The sequence below is a fragment of the Kitasatospora sp. NPDC059160 genome, from assembly GCF_042755465.1.
Lineage (GTDB): Bacteria > Actinomycetota > Actinomycetes > Streptomycetales > Streptomycetaceae > Kitasatospora.
This window is the reverse complement of the sequence record NZ_JBHZCN010000072.1, coordinates 1-13,296: the sequence shown is the minus strand read 5'-3', so window position 1 is coordinate 13,296 and position 13,296 is coordinate 1. Positions and strand designations below refer to the sequence as shown.

Genomic DNA, 13,296 nt, shown 5'->3' with positions numbered 1-13,296 from the left:
GGTTATATCTCCTTCTTGATCTTCGCGATCAGATCGCGAGAGCCCTCGACCGAAAGCGACCTGTCAGCCATCTGCTCAACCATCGAGCGGTATTCCTCCAGATGGTCGGGCATGTGGAGGAAGACCGGACCCTCCATCGAGTCGTAGCTGACGGTGTCGAGCCGAGGTACGGCCCCGTTCGCGTAGTAGATGGCTTGACCGGGCCCCTTGAAGCCTCCGGCAGCAAAGCCGACCACTCGTAGCGTGATGTGCGGTAGCTGGGACAACTCCAACATCCAGTCCAGCTGTTCCCGCGCCACATCGCGGCCGCCGAACTGCATGCGCAGTGCGGCCTCATGGACGATCGCCGTGTAGGGATGCGTGCCTTTCGCCATCAACATCTCGGATCGCAGCATTCGTTGCTCGACCCGTGTCTCGACGATGCGTGGTGTCAGGCGGACTTGTGCGTCCTGGAAGATCGCACGGCTGTATCGCTCCGTTTGCATCGGGCCCGGCGGGTGGCAGATTTGGTACGAGTACATGCCCTTCGCGTGGTACTCAAATTCGCAGATGTCGAGAAAGCCTTGCGGAACGGATCCGCGATACTCCTCCCACCAACCCTTGCCCTTGTCGCCGGCCATGGTGGCGAGGGCCTCGATGTACTCGGTGTCGAGCTCTCCGTACTTGTGCGCAAGGGCGACCACTCGTTCGGGAGTGATCGAGTAGGCCCCCTGCTCGATGAGCGTGATCTTCGTGCGGTCCACGCCGAAGACCTTGGCCGCCTCTGTGGTGGTCGAACCGGCGGCATCGCGCATCTTCCTCAGCTCGATGCCAACCCGCTGTTTGCGTGCACTGGGGATAGGTGGCATGTGCTCAAGCATCTACCGGGGCGCTACAGCGAGTCCAGCCGCATTTAGGGGTACATGTACTGGAAGTGGTCGCACATGTACCGTCCAATGCCCTACAGTCTGTGATGCACCGATCACCGAACGGATCGTCAGTAACGCCGCTCGGGCTCCGAAGAACACCCATGTCCAGTGGGCTCGTTCACGGCGACGCATCCGTCGATCTCACCCGTTCCCCTCTGGGAGATCCCTGTGCGCAACCTCCTCAACTCCCCCTTCCCCTCCCTCGCGGTCTCCCGCGACGCCCTCCGCGAGGCCCTGACCAGCCTGGACTGGCCCCCGGACCTCATCTCCGACGCCCAGCTCGCCATGGTCGAACTGATCGTCAACTCCTGGCGCCACGCGAACACCCCCGCCCCGGCGGTCGTCATCCTCCTCCGCGGAAACACCCTCCGGGTCGGGGTCTCCGACCGCTCCTCCGCCCTCCCCGAGCAGCGCCCCTTCGATCCCTGCTCCGAGTCCGGCCGGGGCCTCCGGCTCGTCGAAGGCCTCACCCACCGCTGGGGTGTCGACCCCCGGAAGCTCGGCAAGACCACCTGGTTCGAGTTGGACGGTGTCGCGTGAGCGCCCACCACCCGATCCACCCCGCCGATCCGGCCCTGTTCCACCTCACCGGCCGCCAGCTCACCGAACTCCTCGTCGAACTCCGCACAGAGGGACGCGAGTTCGGCCTCCTCTGGCCCTCCGTCCACCCGGGCGAGAGCAACCTGGCCGGTCGTCGGCTCGTGAACTTCGGCAACGTTCCGGCGAGCACCCTGATCAACCTCCTCGCGCTCCTCCGCGAGTACAAGCGCAGCCGTGACGGCGGCCCCCGCCGATGCTTGGGCTCCTGATCATCAACCTCCTGGCCGCCCTCGTCGGCGCGCTCTGCGAAACCCGCTCCACCCGCTTTTGGCGCAAACCGACCGACGTCCGACCCCCGTCCGGTGGCGCCCGCCCTCGGTAGCCGATTCCGGCCCGTACGTAGGAAGTCGGCCCGGTCGACTTCCTACGCACACCCCCGCCCGCCCCGGCCTCGCGCGCAAGATCAGTAAACACTCCTGCGACCAAAGTGGCGCATCGACATCCTTGCTGCACAAGGGACTTGACGTCCCATCATGCCGTTGAAAGAGTCTGCGACCGCGCGAACTCCAGTGCGATCAACGCGAGTTCGAAAGCACCTTCATCGACACGGGGAGACTTCTCATGTTCACCAAGAAGATTGCCGTCGCGGCCGTGGCCGTGGCCGCCGCAGGTGTCCTCGGCACCGCGACGTCCGCCTCCGCGACCGGCGCCACGCTGTACGACACGAAGACCGTGGTCATCAACGACACCGGCAACCTGGGTTCGATCTGTACGTCCCGGACCCTCAACCTGGCGGCCGGCTCCTACGGTTGGGGATTCGTCGACATGGCCCCGATGGTGAGCAGTACCGTCAAGCTCGCCGCCGGCACCTACGTCTGGACCGACTGCCTGACCCAGGGCATGGACTACTACTTCCTGGACTCGAAGATCCAGCTCAAGAACAGCTCCGCGGCCCCCGCCGTGCTGGACGCGACGCGCTGGCTGAACGTCGGTTCCTACACCTTCGGCAGCTTCCTCAAGCCGAACTTCTAGGGCCTGGGCTACGGGTGCCCCGCCCTCCACCGCGGAGGGCGGGGCACCCGTGGTTCCGGGCCGACCCTTCCCTAGCGGCCCTGGAGGTAGGTCGGGGTGGCCGTCGGGGTCACGGGGGAGCCGCCCGGCGCCGTGGGCGTCCCCGTCGGAATCGAGGAGCCGCCCGGAGTGACCGGGGTCCCGGTCGGGGTTCCCGTCGGGGTCCCCGTCGAAGTCCCGGGCTTGCCGAGCGGCGTGGGGGTCGCCGTCGGGGTGGACGTCGGCGTCCCCGTCGGGGCGGGCGTGGGGGTGGCGGTCGGGGTGGACGCCGGGGCCGTGGTGGCGTGGTCCTGGGCGAAGGCGGCGGGCAGCCCCACGCCGACCCCCGCGATCAGCAGCAGGGAACCGCCGGCCATGAGGGCCCCCTTGGTGCGGCGGCGGGACCGCACGCCGGCCTGGAGGCGCTCGCGGTGCCGGGTCTCGAAGGGGGTGTTCTCCTGGGCGTCGCGCATCATGCGTGCCAGCTCCTGTTCGAAATCATCCATGGGTTCCTCCGTCACCTCACCGGCTCGCCGACCTCGGTCAGAGCCTCCCGCAGTTTCGCCACCCCGCGCGATGCCAGGGAGCGGGCGGTGCCCACCGGGCAGCCCATCACCTCGGCGACCTGCCCCTCGGGCAGGTCCTGGTAGTAGCGCAGGACGACCGCGGCCCGCTGGCGGGCCGACAGGAGGGCCAACGCGGCCTCCAGCCGGGTGCGTTCCTCCACGACGGCGGCCAGGTCCTGGCTGCCGGCCGTCTCGGGCAGCTCCTCGGTGGGGCGTTCGCCCCACCAGCGCCGACGGGCCGAGCGGGCCGCCGCGCGCACCAGGACCTGGCGCAGGTACGCCTCGGGGGCCTGGGCGGCGACCTTCGGCCAGGCGGACCACAACTTGAGCAGCCCCTCCTGGAGCAGGTCCTCGGCCCGGTGCCGGTCTCCGCCGGTGAGCAGGCGCGCGAGGTGGAACAGCGCGGACCAGCGGGCCGCGACGAACTCATCGAAACCATCCGCTCGCGCATGCCTCATCCAGCACCGCCTTTCCGATCTCCGAACGCCTGTACCTGTGGAAAGGCACTGGCCCCCGGCCCGCTATGCACCCCTCCCTGTGAACTGGATCACTCGCGCGCCCGGTCCGGCGCGGTCCGGCGCGGTTCAGCGCGGTTCAGCCCGGTTCGGCGCGGTTCAGCGGTAGGCGGCGAGGAACGCCCGGACGCCGGCTTCGGCGTAGCGCTCGAGCTCGGCGTCCGTGTGCTGCGGGCTGCCGTGGAACATCGCCTTGTTCACCGGGATCCAGAGCAGCAGCCCCGAGAAGTGGTTCGCCGCGAGCAGCGCGTCGTCCACCGTGAGCACGCCTTGGTCGGCGAGTCGTCGGAAGGTGTCGGCGAGGGTGGCGAGCACCCGCTCGAAGCCCTGCTCGTACCAGGTGGCGCCCAGCTCCGGGAAGTTGTCGGCGTTGGCGATGATCAGCCGGCGCAGCTGGAGCACCTGCGGCCGGGTCAGGGTGGTGAGGAACTGCCGGGCGAGGGTGCCCAGGTTCTCCTCCAGGGCGGCCGGGTCGGCCGGGATGTCGGACACCAGGTCGATCATGGCCTCGATCCGGCCGGTCGTGGCGAGCACGATCTCGGCGAACAGCTTCTCCTTGTCGGCGAAGTGCTTGTACACCGTCTGCTTCGACACGGCCGCGAGCTTGGCGATGTCGTCCATGCTCGTGCCCGCGTAGCCCTTGGCCATGAAGACCGTGGTCGCGGCTTCCATGATCGCCTGGTGCTTGCGGGCCGACCGGTTGCCGGGCTCGTTCGCTTCCAATCTCGTCTCCCTCCCCTTCTCGGCTTCTCGTTCTGGACGGAACAGTACTGGACAGTCCAGTTCCTCTCCCAGTACCGTACCGTCCAGTTCCGCAGTACTGGACAGTCCAGTTCTGGCGGCCTCACGTCCTTGGGGGGACTTCCATGGCTCGGCAGGCGATCGACACCGCTTCCACCTCTGCCACCACGTTCACCGGCCGACGCGCCCTGCTGGTCGGCGGCGCCCTGGCCGGCCCGTTGTTCCTCGGCCTCGGAGTGGCCCAGGGCCTCACCCGCCAGGGCTTCGACTTCTCCCGCAACGCCATCAGCCAGCTCGGCCTCGGCGACCTCGGCTGGATCCAGGTCGCGAGCTTCCTGCTCACCGGCCTGCTCCTGGCCGCCGGCGCGGTCGGCCTCCACCGCACCATCGGCGGTACCCCCGGCGGCACCTGGGCCCCGAGGCTGATCGCCGCCTTCGGGGCCTCCTTCCTCCTCGCCGGGGTCTTCAAGGCCGACCCCGGCGCGGGCTTCCCGGCCGGAACGCCGGACGGCCCCGGTGAGCTGAGCGGCCACGGCACCGTCCACCTGCTCAGCGGCACCCTCGGCTACCTGGCGCTCTGCCTCGCCTTCCTCGCCCTGGCCCGGCACTTCGCCGCGCGCGGCGAGCGCGGCTGGGCCCTCGCCCTCCGCATCGTCCCGGTCGGCGTCCTGGCCGGTTTCGCGGGCTCCGGCGCCACCGTCATCGCCTTCACCCTCGGCGCAGGCCTCGGCCTCCTCGCCCTCACCGCGGCGATCCTGCGGGCCGGCGCCCTTGTCGGTGCCGACCGCTAGCGTCGGAGCAGTGACGTCACCTCAGAACAGCTACGTTCAACCCGAGTAGAGAACAGGACACCCGCGCGATGACCACCCCCGTCAAAGGCCCCGCCAGCTACTTCCCCGCGATCGAGAAGAAGTATGGCCGCCCGGTCGAGGAGTGGCAGGGCCTGATCCGCAGCTCGCCGCTCACCAAGCACATGGAGCTCGTCGCCTGGCTCAAGGGTGAGCACGGCCTCGGCCACGGCCACGCCAACGCGCTCGTCGCCCACACCCTCGCCGAGCGCACGGCCGGCTGACCGGGTCGTTGCCTGCCGCCCGCTGCCTGCTGTCGTGTGACGTGGGGCGAGGTGGGTGCGGCTTCCGGGGATTCCCTTCGTCCGTGCACTACCTTTCGTGCTGCACTGCCACGCTCCGTGACCATTCGGCGTTCGGAGTTGTTCGGCATCCGCACCGACCCGTCGCACGGAAGGCTCGCCGTGACCACCCAACTCCCGGCCACCATCGACGAAGTGATCTCCCGCATGGAGCAGATCGACCGCGAACTCGACCCGCACGACGGCGTCGCCTGCTTCAACCGGGTGTACCTGAAAGTCACCAAGCTGGTGAAGCAGCACGTCACCGAGGGCACCTTCAAGGACGGCGCCTTCCTGGAGCGGATGGACGTCATCTTCGCCGGGCACTACCTCCAGAACGTCGAGGCCGCCAAGGCCGGACGCCAGGTCGAGGGTTCCTGGCAGCCGCTGTTCGACGTGCGCGGCAACCGGGTCATCTGGCCGATCCAGTTCGCGCTGGCCGGGATGAACGCCCACATCAACCACGACCTCGCCCTCGCCGTCGTCGAGACCTGCCAGGAGCGCGGCACCGCGCCTGAGAACCCGCCGGTGCACGAGGACTTCGAGAAGGTCAACGACCTGCTCGCGAGCGTGGAGGCCGAGATCCGGGCCGAGTTCGAGTTGCAGCTCGTCAAGGTCGCCACCGCGCCCGCCGAGCAGCTCAAGCACGCGGTCAGCGCGTTTAGCATGTCCACCGCCCGCGAGGTCGCCTGGTTCAACGCCACCCAGCTGTGGAACGCGCGCAACAACCCGATGAAGTACCAGATCGTGCTCACCGGCATGGTCGGCTCGGTGAACGCCACCAGCAGGGTGATCCTCGTCCCGGTCATCCCGCCGCCGGCCGCCTGACGGGAGTGGTCGCTGCCCGCGGTCGCCGGGCGGTCCTCGGGGCGGAGGTGGAAAGGGGGTTGCGCGGAGGCGCCGCACCGCTGACGATCATGCGATGAGCACAGTGATCAGACGGGTACGGGCCGAGGAGTGGGAGCGGGTCAAGGAGCTCCGCCTCGCCGCGCTGCAGGACCCGGTCGCGGGCATCGCCTTCCTGGACACCTACGAGAACGCCGCCGCCAAGCCGGACGAGTTCTGGCAGGAGCGCACCGCCGGAGCCGCCGAGGGCGACGCGGTGCACCAGCTCGTCGCCGAGGCCGCGGACGGCCGCTGGCTCGGCAGCATGACCGTCCTGGTCGAGCGGCCCGGCGGGGACGGCGCCCTCGGCGGCGACGTCGTCAGCGTCCCGCAGACCCACGTCGTCGGGGTCTACGTCCGCCCCGAGGCGCGCGGCACCGGCCTGGCACACGAGTTGATCCGGGCCGCCCAGGACTGCTCCTGGGCGCTCACCGAGCCCCGGGTCCAGCGGGTCCGGCTGTTCGTCCACGAGGACAACGCCCGTGCCGAGGCGATGTACCTGCGGGCCGGCTTCCGCCGCTCCGGGGTCTCCGTGCCGGTGCCGGGGGACGCGACGCACCGGGAGATCGAGCTGGCGGTCGAGCGGGGCTGAGGTTCGCTGTCCGTCTGTCCGTCTGTCCGCCTGGCTGCTTCCCCGCCTGGCTGCCGCCCGCCGCCCGCCGTCAGCGGAAGTCGTCCGCGTGGTCCCGGACCCAGGAGCGGAAGCTGCGGGCCGGGCGGCCGAGCACCTGCTCGACCGTGTCCGTCACCCGTTCCGGTTCGCGGGTGAACGACTCCCAGGCCCGCAGCCGGGACTCCACGAAGGCCGCGTTGCCCCAGGCCGCCGTCAGCTGCTCGCGGGCCACCTCCGGCGCCAGCTCCTCCCAGCGGACCTCGGTGCCGAGCTCCTCGCCGATGATCCCCACCAGCGCGGCGTGGGTGAGCGACTCGGGGCCGGTGACCAGGTACTTCCTGCCGTCGTGCCCGTCCTCGGTGAGCGCCCGGACGGCCACGTCCGCGATGTCGCGTTCGTGGACCAGCGAGCGGCGCGCCCGCCCGTACGGCCAGCGGACCACGCCGGTGCGGACCTGGTCGGCCCAGCCGAGCGCGTTGCCCGCGAAGTCGATCGCGCGGACGAAGGTCCAGGCCGTGCCGGAGTGGCGGATCAGCCGCTCGATCTCCTGGTGGAAGATCACGGCCGGTTCGTCGTCCGCGAGGTCCGGTACGTCCGTCGAGAGGTAGACGACGCGCTCGGCGTGCTCGGCGATCAGCTCGACCACCCGCGGCTGTACCGGGATCCCGGGCCACATCAGGTAGACGGCGTCCACCCCGCCGTGCACCCCGCCGTCCAGCGCGGCCGTCAGGCTCTCCGGCTCCGCCAGGTCGCCCTCGACGACCTCCACCCCGGCGGGCAGCGCGGACGTGGCCCGGTTCCGCACCAACGCCCGTACCCCGTGCCCGCCTTCGACCAGTGAGGCCACCACGTGCCTGCCCACACTGCCGTTCGCGCCGATCACCAGAACCTTGGTCATGCCGGGCCCAACTGCCCGACCGGACCGGCCTATTCCCCTCGCGCGGCCCCGGACCACGAGCCGTCCGCTGCGGGAGAGTGGGTGATGACGACCCGGGTCTGTCAACACCGCTCCCCGGCCTCGACGCACCTGTGCGGCCCGACCATCGCACCGCCCGACCATCGCACCGCCCGACCGGTTGGCTTTCCGTGCGGGTTGCAGCGGTACGTCCGGCTGGACGGGCTGGACGGGCTGGACGCGATCTGGATCTCGCACCTGCACGCCGACCACCGCGCCGACCTACTCACCGCCTGCCACGGCGCGTTGTCCGCGGACGTGCGGCTCGCCGCGCCGATCCCGCTCCACGGTCCGCCCGGCATGCCGGCCTTCGCGCTCCGGGCGGACGCCGGCGGCCGTTCGATGGTCTACTCCGGCGACACCGCGCCCCGCGCCGCGCTCACCGGACTGGCCGCCGACGGCGACCTGTTGCTGTGCGAGGCGGAGGCGGTGGCCCGCGCCGCGTCCCGGTTCGCCGGCCCGGTCGGGCACGCCGATCCGGGAGCGGTGCTCACGGTCTGACGGGCCCGGCCGGATCGACCTGCCTGGTCGGTGCGAACGGTCAACCGCCCACCCGCACGACGTACTTGCCGGTGGCCCGCCGCTCCTGCATCGCGTCGTGGGCGGCCGGTACGGCCTCCAGGTCCGCGAGCTCCGTGAGCGGCACGGTGAGGCCGCGGTGCGCCTGGAGGTCGAGGGTGGTGCGGATGGCCCGGGCGAGGCGTTCGGGTGCGGTGGCGGCGTAGCTGCGGTGGCTGAACCCGGTGACGGAGAGGTTGCCGCCCATCAGCCGGCCGAGCGGCGGCAGGTCGCCGAGTTCGCCGCCGCCCGCGTTGCCGAACAGGACGATCCGGCCGCCCGGCGCGGTGACGGCGAGGTCGAGGTCCAGGGCGGCGGTGCCGAGCGGGTCGAGTACGAGGTCGACGCCCCGGCCGTCGGTGGCGGTGCGGACGGCGTCGGCGAGCTTCTCGTCGCGGGCGAAGGCGTGGTGGTAGCCGAGTTCGACGGCGGCTGCGGCCTTCTCCGGGCGGCCGACCGTGCCGATCAGGACGCCCCCGCCGCCGAGCAGCGGGACGAGCTGGGCGACGGCGCTGCCGATCCCGCCGCCGGCCGAGTGGACCAGGACGTTGTCCCCGTCGGTGAGCCGGCCCGCGTCGGTGAGCAGCAGGACGGCGGTGGCGAGGCCGAGCGGGGCGGCGGCGGCCGCGCTGAGCGCCAGCCCGTCCGGGACGGGGAGGGTCAGGACGGCGTCGGCGAGCACCACCTCGGCGAGTCCGCCGCCGACGGGTGCGGCCGCGACCCGGTCGCCGACGGCGAGCCCGGTGACGCCTTCGCCGAGCGCCCGGACCGTACCGGCGACCTCCTTGCCCGGCAGGTACGGCCACTCGGCGGTGTAGCCGCCGTCGCCGCGGCGGGCCATCACGTCCACGAAGTTCAGTCCGGCCCAGGCGACGTCGATCGCGACCTGGCCGGGGCCGGGTCGCGGTGCCTCGATCTGCTGGATCTCGGAGTTCTCGGCTCCACCGGGTGCGGTCATCACCAGTGCGCGCATGTCGGTCCCCCTCGACTACGATGTTCGACGAACGACGAAATTGCCGTGGCACAGTGGTACCACCGCGTTTCGGCGTTTGTCGAACATCGCAGATCAGAGGAGGTAGGAAGATGCCGCGCAGCACCCGCCGCCGGCCGGCGCTCGTCCACCCCGCGGTCGAGGAGATCGACCTGTACGACGTCCTCCACGCGCTCTCCGACCCCACCCGGATGACCATCGTCCGGGTTCTGCGCGCCGAACCCGAACGGGCCTGCGGCACCTTCCCGGTGGACGTCGCGCCCTCCACGCTCAGCCACCACTTCAAGGTGCTGCGCGAATCCGGTGTGATCAGCCAGCGCGAGGAGGCCAACCGCCGGTTCTCCGCACTGCGGACGGTCGACCTCGAACGGCGCTTCCCCGGGCTGCTGGACACCGTCCTGGCCGCGCTCGCCCGCAATGAGCCCGGAGAAGAGCTCGGAGAGCAGCCCGGAGAAGAGCTCGGAGATGAGCCCGGTGCCGAACCGGCCTGGCACGGTTAGGAGTCAGGCGGCGGCCGCGCGGTGCCGACGGTGGTACGAGACGGTGACCGCCGCCAGCAGCGGGCCCCAGGCGACCGCGGGCAGGTAGAGGAAGCCGACCAGCAGGTGCCCCCGCGGCGTCATGTCCGGGTGCGACACCGTCCACCAGGCGAGGAACGGCGTCCAGAGCGCCGTCAGCCCGGCCGCACCCAGCGAGGCCGCCAGGACGACCCGGCGCGGGTTCACCGGCCGCCCGCCGAGGAGCGGGACCCAGCGCGGCGGCACCGTGCCCCACGGCCGGACCAGGCCCAGGGTGAGCAGCGCCAGCGCCTCGGTGAGCACGCTCAGGGTGAGCGGCCAGACCGCGTTCCAGCCGGTGAAACCCGCCGCGTGGTAGCCCGCGTCGGTGTACCCGCCGTGCCATCCGAGGGTCAGCCCGAGCCGCCACAGCCCGGCCGGCAGCGCGGTCACCGCGGCCGCGTGGGCGGCCCGGACCGCCCAGCGCGGCGGGGCGGGAACGGCCGCGGCGGCAGGAGCGGTGGAGTCGGGAGCGGCAGTGGTGCGGGGGGCGGTGGTCGGCTGCGGCGTCGTCATGGCCCCACCCTCCGGTGCGGGCCGGTGGTGCCGCGTCCGCTCGGCGGCGGGCTTGCGCCGGACCCCTCCCCCGGCTGGGGGAGGGGCGTCTCAGCCCTGCCGCAGCCCTACCGCAGCCCCGCCGCGGTCGCCGGTGGGTGGTCTCAGCGCAGCCGCGACGACGACAGGATCGACGCGAGGTGCGCCACCACCATCCCCCAGGTGATCACCGTGATCCCGGCGAGCGTCCACCGGGTGGCGTCCAGGTTGTGCAGTCCGGCGTCCACGGCGGCGGCCGCCAGCAGCACCAGCGAGGCCTCGATGCCGTTCGTCACCCGGTGGATCTTGAAGATCGAGGCGAGCTGACGGGCCGTCGCGATGCCCTGGGAACGCGGCTGGGTGGACTCCTCGTCCGCCGGCGCCTGCCCGCTGCGCGCCCGGGCCACGTCCACCAGGTCCGTCGAGGCTTTGAGCAGGACGACGCCCAGCGCGGCCGCCAGGCCCGCCGACACCCACAGCTCCGAGCCGCCGCGCGCCGCCCGTACACCCGCGCCGATCATCAGCGCGGCGTCCGCCAGGTAGGCGCCCAGCCGGTCCACGTACACCCCGGCCATGCTGAACTGGCGCTTCCAGCGCGCCACTTCGCCGTCCACGCAGTCGAACAGCAGGAACAGCTGGAACAGCACCGCCGCGAGCACCGCGCCGGTCAGGCCCGGGATCAGCAGGGCCGCGCCGCCGCCGACCCCGCACACCACCATCACCCAGGTCAGGGTGTTCGGCGAGACCGAGGTGCGCACCAGCTGACGGGTGGTCCGCAGCGAGAGCGCCCGCATGTAGAGCCGGCCCGCCCAGTGCTCACCGTTGCGGCTCTGCAACTTGGCCTGCGGCTGGCACACCTCGCGCAGCTCGGCGAGCGCCGGAGCAGCCACCATGACGACATCCCTCCACCTGTCCCGAAACGATCACCACAGGCTACGGCCTCCGGAGGGGGCGCCTGACCAGCCGGTACGCCCCCGGCGTCCGGGAAAACCGGTGGGCCGCCCGAACACCCCCGGGCTAGGCTTCGCGGGTTCACCGGAACCGGAGCCCCCGGGCCCGATCGCCCGTCCCCGCAAGCCCGTTGACGCCGTTCCGCGCGACGCCGCCCGGCGTGACGCGGTCCGGTGCGCGGCGCTCCGGCGCGGGGCGGAGCGGACGCGCCCCGAGGGCGGAACGAGGAGAGTCCAGCACCATGGTGACCACGGACACCGCCCCGCAGAGCCCCGAGCCGCAGGGTCCTGCCCCGCAGAGCCCCGACCTGGCCCGGCTCCTGGCCGGACACCGGCCGCAGGGCCCGGTCGAGACCGCCGACCACGCCAGGGCGACCGCCCTGGTCGCCGCCTCCGCCGCTGCTGCTGCCGCCGCCGCCGCCTCCGACGACACCGACGCTGCCGATGCCGCCGACGCAGCCGATGCCGCCGACGTCTGGGACCGCGGCACCCCGCTGCACTTCACCGCCTCCGCGCTGATCGTCCACCCGCCCACCCGCCGGGTGCTGCTGCGCTGGCACGTCCGCCAGCAGGCCTGGCTCCAGGTCGGCGGCCACGGCGACCCGGGGGAGACCCTCCCGCTGGACATCGCCCTGCGCGAGGGCCTGGAGGAGACCGGCCTCACCGACCTCACCCCCTGGCCCGACGCCACCCTCGTCCACCTCGCCGTGGTGCCCGTCCCGGCCTCACCCGTCGAACCCGCCCACGAGCACGCCGACCTGCGCTTCCTGCTCGCCACCGACCGCCCGGACGACGCCCGCCCGGAGAACCCGGCCTCCCCGCTGGAGTGGCTGAGCATCGAGGAGGCCCGGCAGCGGACCACCGAGGAGAACTTCCGCGAGACCCTCGACCGCGCCGCCCGCCTGCTCGGCTGAACCACGCCGCCCTCACCCAAGGACCCCACCCCTGATGCACACCGACCAGATCCTCATCTTCGACGCCGACGACACCCTCTGGGAGAACAACGTCCTCTTCGAGCGCGTCATCGACGGCTTCCTGGACTGGGCCGCCGCCCCGGAGGGCCGCGACGGCGCCCGGGCCCTGTTCGACCGGATCGAGGCCGCCAACGTGGCCGCCCTCGGCTACGGCGCCACCGTCTTCCGGCAGAGCCTCGCCGACTGCCTGCGGCAGCTGAACGGCGACCGCACCCCCACCGCGGCCGAGCTCGCCCGGATCGACGAGCTGCTCACCCCGCTCACCCGGCGCGGCGAGGTCGAACTGATCGCCGGCGTCGCCGACACCCTCGCCACCCTGGCCGGCCGCCACCGGCTCCTCCTGCTCACCAAGGGCGACCAGGAGGAGCAGCAGGCCAAGGTGACGGCCTCCACGATCGACCACCACTTCGGCGGGATCCACATCGTGGCCGAGAAGTCCGTCGACACCTACCGGCAGCTCACCGCCGAGCTCGGCCTCGACCCGGACCGCACCTGGATGATCGGCAACTCGCCCAAGTCCGACATCGCCCCCGCCCGCCGGGCCGGCCTGCGCACCGTCTTCATCCCGCACGAGCACACCTGGGTGCTGGAGCACGAGGACCTCGGCCCGGACGAGGCGACGCTGCAGCTCGCGACCTTCCCTGAGCTGCTGCGCCACTTCTGAGCGAACGCGCCGGCTCCAGACCTGGGGTCCGTCTTCAAACTCCCATCTGCGGGCCGACGCCGGGGCACGCGCCTCGCCGCGTTGTCGTCGGTCGCCAATGCGCTGCATTGGGCTCCCTCCTCCGCCTTGCGATGCACGCACCCCAACGCCGCCCCGCCCGCCCTCC

General features: G+C 71.9%; 19 protein-coding genes. 11 read left to right on the top strand and 8 right to left on the bottom strand.

All coding sequences use genetic code 11. The annotated features are described in order from the left end of the window. Window positions 1-2: 2 nt before the first annotated feature. The gene (locus ACFXOZ_RS27690; RefSeq protein WP_375883203.1) at window positions 3-860 is read right to left on the bottom strand and encodes a Scr1 family TA system antitoxin-like transcriptional regulator; all 858 of its coding nucleotides are present in this window, start codon (window positions 858-860) and stop codon (window positions 3-5) included. Window positions 861-1,076: 216 nt separating this feature from the next. On the opposite strand from ACFXOZ_RS27690, the gene ACFXOZ_RS27685 reads away from it, so the two are divergent. The 3 genes from ACFXOZ_RS27685 to ACFXOZ_RS27675 all read left to right on the top strand — a co-directional run bounded on the left by ACFXOZ_RS27685 (window position 1,077) and on the right by ACFXOZ_RS27675 (window position 2,480). After that, the gene (locus ACFXOZ_RS27685) at window positions 1,077-1,448 is read left to right on the top strand and encodes an ATP-binding protein (RefSeq protein ID WP_380593141.1); all 372 of its coding nucleotides are present in this window, start codon (window positions 1,077-1,079) and stop codon (window positions 1,446-1,448) included. Further along, window positions 1,445-1,717 carry a hypothetical protein gene (locus ACFXOZ_RS27680; protein ID WP_380593140.1) on the top strand — a complete coding sequence of 91 codons (273 nt, stop codon included), beginning with the start codon at window positions 1,445-1,447 and terminating at the stop codon, window positions 1,715-1,717. Before ACFXOZ_RS27685 ends, ACFXOZ_RS27680 begins: the two co-directional genes overlap by 4 nt. A 352-nt stretch (window positions 1,718-2,069) precedes the next feature. Continuing rightward, window positions 2,070-2,480, top strand: coding sequence for a hypothetical protein (locus tag ACFXOZ_RS27675; protein WP_375883211.1), 411 nt, complete (start codon window positions 2,070-2,072; stop codon window positions 2,478-2,480). Window positions 2,481-2,551: 71 nt separating this feature from the next. Here ACFXOZ_RS27675 and ACFXOZ_RS27670 read toward each other — a convergent pair whose 3' ends face one another. The 3 genes from ACFXOZ_RS27670 to ACFXOZ_RS27660 form a co-directional block, all read right to left on the bottom strand. Next, complete coding sequence (locus ACFXOZ_RS27670) at window positions 2,552-3,004, bottom strand: cellulase (protein WP_380593139.1); 453 nt, start codon at window positions 3,002-3,004, stop codon at window positions 2,552-2,554. An 11-nt stretch (window positions 3,005-3,015) separates the two neighbouring features. Next, window positions 3,016-3,522, bottom strand: coding sequence for a SigE family RNA polymerase sigma factor (locus ACFXOZ_RS27665; protein ID WP_380522561.1), 507 nt, complete (start codon window positions 3,520-3,522; stop codon window positions 3,016-3,018). A 156-nt stretch (window positions 3,523-3,678) separates the two neighbouring features. Continuing rightward, window positions 3,679-4,302, bottom strand: coding sequence for a TetR/AcrR family transcriptional regulator (locus tag ACFXOZ_RS27660; RefSeq protein WP_380522562.1), 624 nt, complete (start codon window positions 4,300-4,302; stop codon window positions 3,679-3,681). A gap of 143 nt (window positions 4,303-4,445) precedes the next feature. On the opposite strand from ACFXOZ_RS27660, the gene ACFXOZ_RS27655 reads away from it, so the two are divergent. The 4 genes from ACFXOZ_RS27655 to ACFXOZ_RS27640 all read left to right on the top strand — a co-directional run bounded on the left by ACFXOZ_RS27655 (window position 4,446) and on the right by ACFXOZ_RS27640 (window position 6,926). Further along, complete coding sequence (locus tag ACFXOZ_RS27655) at window positions 4,446-5,111, top strand: DUF998 domain-containing protein (protein ID WP_380593138.1); 666 nt, start codon at window positions 4,446-4,448, stop codon at window positions 5,109-5,111. A 68-nt stretch (window positions 5,112-5,179) separates the two neighbouring features. Continuing rightward, on the top strand, window positions 5,180-5,392 hold the full coding sequence (locus tag ACFXOZ_RS27650; RefSeq protein ID WP_375883225.1) for a DUF4287 domain-containing protein: 213 nt from the start codon (window positions 5,180-5,182) through the stop codon (window positions 5,390-5,392). A gap of 117 nt (window positions 5,393-5,509) precedes the next feature. After that, window positions 5,510-6,277: a DUF5995 family protein gene (locus ACFXOZ_RS27645; RefSeq protein WP_380593137.1), complete on the top strand. Its 768-nt coding sequence runs from the start codon at window positions 5,510-5,512 to the stop codon at window positions 6,275-6,277. Window positions 6,278-6,371: 94 nt separating this feature from the next. Beyond that, window positions 6,372-6,926 carry a GNAT family N-acetyltransferase gene (locus ACFXOZ_RS27640; RefSeq protein ID WP_375883231.1) on the top strand — a complete coding sequence of 185 codons (555 nt, stop codon included), beginning with the start codon at window positions 6,372-6,374 and terminating at the stop codon, window positions 6,924-6,926. A gap of 70 nt (window positions 6,927-6,996) precedes the next feature. On the opposite strand, the gene ACFXOZ_RS27635 is transcribed toward ACFXOZ_RS27640, so the two are convergent. Further along, entirely contained in the window at window positions 6,997-7,845 is an 849-nt protein-coding gene (locus ACFXOZ_RS27635) for an NmrA family NAD(P)-binding protein (RefSeq protein ID WP_380593136.1), read from the bottom strand. A gap of 195 nt (window positions 7,846-8,040) precedes the next feature. Between ACFXOZ_RS27635 and ACFXOZ_RS27630 the strand changes: the two genes are divergently transcribed. Next, a complete protein-coding gene (locus ACFXOZ_RS27630) occupies window positions 8,041-8,403 on the top strand; it encodes a hypothetical protein (RefSeq protein ID WP_380593135.1) in 363 nt (120 codons plus the stop codon). 40 nt (window positions 8,404-8,443) lie between these two features. Here the strand turns inward: ACFXOZ_RS27630 and ACFXOZ_RS27625 are convergent, their stop codons facing one another. Further along, window positions 8,444-9,433, bottom strand: a complete 990-nt coding sequence (locus ACFXOZ_RS27625; protein ID WP_380593134.1) for a zinc-binding alcohol dehydrogenase family protein — start codon at window positions 9,431-9,433, stop codon at window positions 8,444-8,446. A gap of 110 nt (window positions 9,434-9,543) precedes the next feature. On the opposite strand from ACFXOZ_RS27625, the gene ACFXOZ_RS27620 reads away from it, so the two are divergent. Then, window positions 9,544-9,951, top strand: coding sequence for an ArsR/SmtB family transcription factor (locus tag ACFXOZ_RS27620; RefSeq protein ID WP_380593133.1), 408 nt, complete (start codon window positions 9,544-9,546; stop codon window positions 9,949-9,951). A gap of 3 nt (window positions 9,952-9,954) precedes the next feature. Here the strand turns inward: ACFXOZ_RS27620 and ACFXOZ_RS27615 are convergent, their stop codons facing one another. Together ACFXOZ_RS27615 and ACFXOZ_RS27610 are read right to left on the bottom strand one after the other, a co-directional pair. Next, a complete protein-coding gene (locus ACFXOZ_RS27615) occupies window positions 9,955-10,524 on the bottom strand; it encodes a hypothetical protein (protein ID WP_380593132.1) in 570 nt (189 codons plus the stop codon). A 143-nt stretch (window positions 10,525-10,667) separates the two neighbouring features. Then, window positions 10,668-11,435, bottom strand: a complete 768-nt coding sequence (locus tag ACFXOZ_RS27610; protein WP_380593131.1) for a CDP-alcohol phosphatidyltransferase family protein — start codon at window positions 11,433-11,435, stop codon at window positions 10,668-10,670. A 299-nt stretch (window positions 11,436-11,734) separates the two neighbouring features. Here ACFXOZ_RS27610 and ACFXOZ_RS27605 point away from each other — a divergent pair, with 299 nt between their 5' ends. Further along, complete coding sequence (locus ACFXOZ_RS27605) at window positions 11,735-12,406, top strand: NUDIX hydrolase (protein WP_380593130.1); 672 nt, start codon at window positions 11,735-11,737, stop codon at window positions 12,404-12,406. Between the two features lie 34 nt (window positions 12,407-12,440). Continuing rightward, a complete protein-coding gene (locus ACFXOZ_RS27600) occupies window positions 12,441-13,130 on the top strand; it encodes an HAD family hydrolase (protein ID WP_375883249.1) in 690 nt (229 codons plus the stop codon). Window positions 13,131-13,296: the final 166 nt, after the last annotated feature.